Genomic DNA, 5073 nt, shown 5'->3' with positions numbered 1-5073 from the left:
GCCGATGTGATGTCGCACAGCGCCCAGGTCGGCGGCAGCGTGGTGGTGACGCTCGACGCCGACAACAGCATCACGCTGGCCAACGTCCAGATGAGTTCGCTGACCGCGGACGACTTCCGCTTCGTCTGACGCGGCGGTTCGACACAAAACAAAGGGGAGCGCCCGGCCGGGCGCTCCCTCCACGAGGTGCAGGTCTTCCCGACGCCTCCTCAAAGGCTTCGCCGTCGCGGCTCCCCCAACGCCGGCGTTATCCTCTCGGCCTTGCTCGGCTGCCCTTCTCCGTCTGACTCCTTTCCATTCGAGGCGGATCGGTCGCCAAAAGCGGACCGCGTTCCGTTGGCCGGCGTCGATCCGACGCCGGCGTCCGCCGCCGAACTGAACCCTTGCTCAACATCCGCGGGCGCGCCGACGCGTCCCAGACCAGGAGTATCGAATGTCCCTCGCCGCTGGTTCGATCGCTTTCACTGGCTTCAATGCCGATGGCGCCGACAATCTCGCCTTCGTGGTGCTCGAGCCGATCGCAGCCGGCACCGAGATCTGGTTCACCGACAACGAGTGGACCGGTGGCGCCTTCAACACCGGCGAATCCACCTGGACCTGGACGGCGACCGGTAACATCGCGGCTGGCACGATCGTCACCATGGACGGCCTTGCCGCCGGTGAGACCGCGACCAGCAATCTCGGCACCATCGCCTGGGCCGAAGAGACGGCGCGCGGCCTGGACTCGTTCACGCATTCCGGCTTTCTGGCCGGAGAGACGGTGTATGCCTATGTCGGCACGGCGTCGTCGCCGACGTTTCTCGCCGCGTTCACCACCGGAGCGTTCACCTCGGCGGACGCCGGACTGATCAGCGGAACGGGCCTGAGCACCGGTCTGACCGCAAGGGCAACGCAAGCCGAGGACGATATTGCGGCCTATACCGGCATCCGCCTGACCGGCGGTGACTTTTCTAACTTCCTGAGTCTCGTCAATGGCACGGGCACTTGGGCGACGCAGTACGACAAGGTCAACGACAACAGCGCGGACGGAACTGCGCCGGACGTGCCGTTCTCGACCGACGCCTTCGTCATCGATCCCCTAGCGCAGAGAGTTGCCTTTGCCACCGGATCGCTGACGGTTTCTCAAGTCGAGGGCAACAGCGGCGAAACAACCTACAGCTTCGTCGTTGAACGCACCAACGGCACGACCGGCGCGGTCGAGTTCACGGGAACCTTCGCGCGGGGCACGACCGCGGCAGCAGACTACGCCGGTGGCAAGCTGCCTGCGACAACCTTCACGGGCACCATCCCAGAGGGGGAGACATCCGCCACGATCACGATCGCGATCGCGGCCGAGACGACCTACGAGGCGGACGAGAGTTTCTCGCTGACGCTGACGAAGGTCACCAACCCCGCCGCCACCGTCTACCTCGAACCCGGCGCCGCCGATCTCAAGGCGACCGGCACGATCGTCAATGACGACACGCAGCAACTCATCGGCTTCGCCGCCGGTTCGACCAATGTCTCGGTCGTCTCCGAGATCGAGGGCACCGACGGTACCCGGATCGTCACCTTCACCGTCGAGCGCAGCGGCAATGGCGGCACGGTCGGCGACGTCGCCTTCAGCGGCACGTTCGCGGCCGGCACGACCAACGCCGAGGATTTCGGCGGCACGCTGCCGACCACCTTCAGCGGCATCATTCCGGACGGCGAGATTTCGACGACCGTCTCCATCGCGATTTCGGGCGACGCGGTGATCGAAACCAATGAGAGGTTCACGCTCACCTTGACAACCGCCACCAACCCCGCCGCCCAGAACGTCGCGCTCGGCGTCAAGAGATCGGAGGGGTGGATTCTGAACGACGACGGTCCGACGGTGGTTCATGCCGGCGAGACGGTGAGCCAGGCGATCGGCCTGACTGGTCCGACGACACTGACCATCGAAGCCGGCGGCACCGTCGCGGGCGGATTCAGTGTCGCCGGCTCCGATGTCGACGTGACGATCGACAACGCCGGCCTGATCACCGAGGCGGGCATCGAAGGAAACGGGACCGGTCGCATCACGATCAACAACGCCGAGAGCGGCATCATCTCCGACCAGATCAAGACTCCGGTTTTCACCGCCGGCGCCGGCCTGGAAATGACCATCAACAACGCTGGAACGATTACCGGCGGACACAAGTCGATCCGCGCCGAGGACATCTATTACGCGCTGCTCACCATCAACAATCTCGCCACCGGCGTGATCAACAGTGGCGCCGACAACGCGAGCGGGATCCAGGTCTACGGCGACGCCATCATCAACAATGCCGGCAAAATCATCGTCCCTTTCGAAGCCGGCAAGACCAGCGCCGGCAAGGAGGCGATCGAGTTTTCCGACACGGGGGTGACCCTCAACAATCTCGCCGGCGGCTGGATCGAGGGCTCACACCACGCCTTCACCGGCGACGAGGCCACGACCGTCGTCAACGAGCTGGGCGGCACGATGATCGGCCGCAACGGTTCGGCGGTGAATATCGACAATGACGCAGCGGCAGAAGACACCGTCACGGTCGTCAATCGCGGTCTGATGCAGGGGCTGTCGCAGAACTACGCCGACAGCGACGGCGACGCGATCGACGTCGATGGCCGCGTCGTCGTGGACAATTGGGGCACCATCGAAGGGCTCGGCCACAACGGCTATCACAAGGGTGAGCCGAACGTGTCGGAGGCGATCGCCGCCGGTGCGGCAATCATTACCAACCACGAGGGCGGCACGCTCTACGGTTTCGGCCGTGCTATCCAGATCGACAATTCCGCCAACGGAGACGCGTTCGCCGCCAGCACCATCACCAATTCCGGTCTGATCAAAGGCGACGGCAACCTGCCGACTGGCGTGACCGACGCGGAGGTCGCGGCGTTCGCCGGGCTCATCCACGGCGGCGAGGCGATCAACATCGTCGGCAACAAGGTCGATTCCATCAACAACACCGCGACCGGGACCATCGTCGGCGGCATCAAGGCCGGCGGCGGTGCCGACACGCTCGTCAACGACGGCAGCATGACCGCCACCGGCGGTTCGGCGGTCGATCTCGGCGACGGCGACGACCTGTTCGTCAACCGCGGCACGGTAACCGGCGACGTGCTGGCCGGCGCCGGTAACGATGAGGTCATCAACGTCGCGACCGGCAACATCTTCGGCGGCGTCGTCATGGGCGACGGCAACGACAAGCTCGGCAATTCCGGCCTCGTCGGCGGCGATGTCGACATGGGCGAAGGCGACGACGTGGTGAACCTCTACGTCGGCGCCAGCGTCGGCGGCGCCGTGCTGCTCGGCAGCGGCAACGACCTGCTGACGGCGACCGCCTATGGCGACTTCGTGGTCGACGCGGGTGACGGCGACGACACCGTCGCGATGGGCGACGGCGACGACGACGTCCAGGGCGGCGCCGGCAACGATATGCTGTATGGCGGCGGCGGCGACGACGTCGTCGCGGGCGGCGACGGCGACGACTACATCCAGGGCAATGCCGGAGACGACGAACTGCTCGGCGGCGCCGGCGACGACACCTTGCTGGGCGGCGCCGGCGACGACACGATCGACGGCGGCGATGGCAGCGACACCGCGGACTACGCCTTCGACCAGGCCGGCATTACGGTCGACTTCGCGGCCGGCACGGTGATGGGCGACGACGCCGGCTACGATACGCTGATCGAGATCGAGAAGGTGATCGGCGGTGCCGGCGACGACCTGTTCATCGTCGCGGCCGAAGGCAGCGTTCCGGCCGGCATCGACGGCGGTGCGGGTGAGGACACGCTGAGGCTCGTCGGCACGGCTGCCGGCTCGCTCGAGAGCACGGCGGCGTCCGGCCTCGAACATCTGGTGGTGGCGAGTGGCCAGTGGAACGTCGGGCAGACCGCCGGTTTTGCCGATATCGCGGTCGAGACCGACGCGACGGTCACGAGGACGATCTATCTCACCGGCAGTCAGCGACTCGTCGTCGAGGAGGGCGCGACGGTCGACGGGCAGGACTCGCTCGCGGTGCTGACGACCGGCACCTTGACGGGTGTGTCGGTCGACAATTCCGGCACCATCAAGGGCATCGCCTACAATGTCGCCGGCGCAGGGCCCGGGCCCGTCACGATCGTCAATCAGGCGAGCGGCTTGATCCAGGGACCGGGCGGCGGCGTGACCTTGAAGATCTACGGCGGCGCCATCAACCAGGACGCGCCGGCCGTCCAGAACTTCGGCACGATCGTCGGCTCGACCACGACGAGCACGATCGCCATCGACTTCGAGAGCGTGACCGGCACCGGTGCCAGGATCGTCAACGAAGCCGGCGGCCTGATCACCACGGTGGCCTATCAGGACGTCATCCGCGGCGGGAAAGGCACGGTGGTCGAGAACCACGGCACCATCATCTCGGGCGCCGACCAGGTTCTCGAGGACGGCGAGCTCCTCGCGGGCGGCGACGGCATCGACTACAAGAAGCTGTCCGGCGGCCTCGTGCACAATTTCGAAGGCGGCCTGATCGAAGCCTCCCGGCACGGCGTGACCGGCAAATACGCGGTCACCGTGATCAATGATGCCGGGGCGACCATCGTTGGGCGCAACGGTTCGGCCGTGAACATCGACAACACCGCCGGCGAAGCCAATGCCGTCACGGTGGTCAACCGCGGCACGCTCGAGGGCCGCTCGCAGGGCTACGAGGACAGCGACGGCGACGCCATCGACACCGATGGCCTGCTGATCCTCGACAATTACGGCGCGATCCGCGGCCTCGGTGCGAACGGCTACCACAATGGCGAGCCGAACGTATCGGAAGGCATCGCGATCGGCGGCGGCACCATCCGCAACTATGCCGGCGCCACCATCTACGGCTACGGCCGTGCGATCCAGGTCGACGACAGTGAGAATGGCCCGGCTCTGGCCGCCACCTCGATCGTCAACGACGGCACGCTCCAGGGTGACGGCCATGGGCCGGAGAACGTCGCACCGGAAGACGCCGCGCGCTTCGATCTGCGCGGCAACGAGGCGATCAATCTGGTCGGCAGCTATGCCGACAGCCTGTTCAACAGCGCCACCGGTCAGATCGTCGGCGGCGTCGCGATGGG

The 5073-nt window shown here is 66.3% G+C and carries 1 protein-coding gene; it reads left to right on the top strand.

Annotation, left to right across the window (positions count from 1 at the left end):
* Nucleotides 1–433 precede the first annotated feature (433 nt).
* A partial coding sequence (locus tag DWA33_RS24700; RefSeq protein ID WP_208639129.1) for a beta strand repeat-containing protein occupies nucleotides 434–5073 on the top strand: 4640 nt, incomplete at its 3' end.

The sequence above is a fragment of the Rhodopseudomonas pentothenatexigens genome (genome assembly GCF_900218015.1).
Taxonomy (GTDB): domain Bacteria; phylum Pseudomonadota; class Alphaproteobacteria; order Rhizobiales; family Xanthobacteraceae; genus Rhodopseudomonas; species Rhodopseudomonas pentothenatexigens.
Note: the sequence above shows the minus strand (reverse complement) of the source record. Positions and strands in the feature narration are given on the sequence as shown.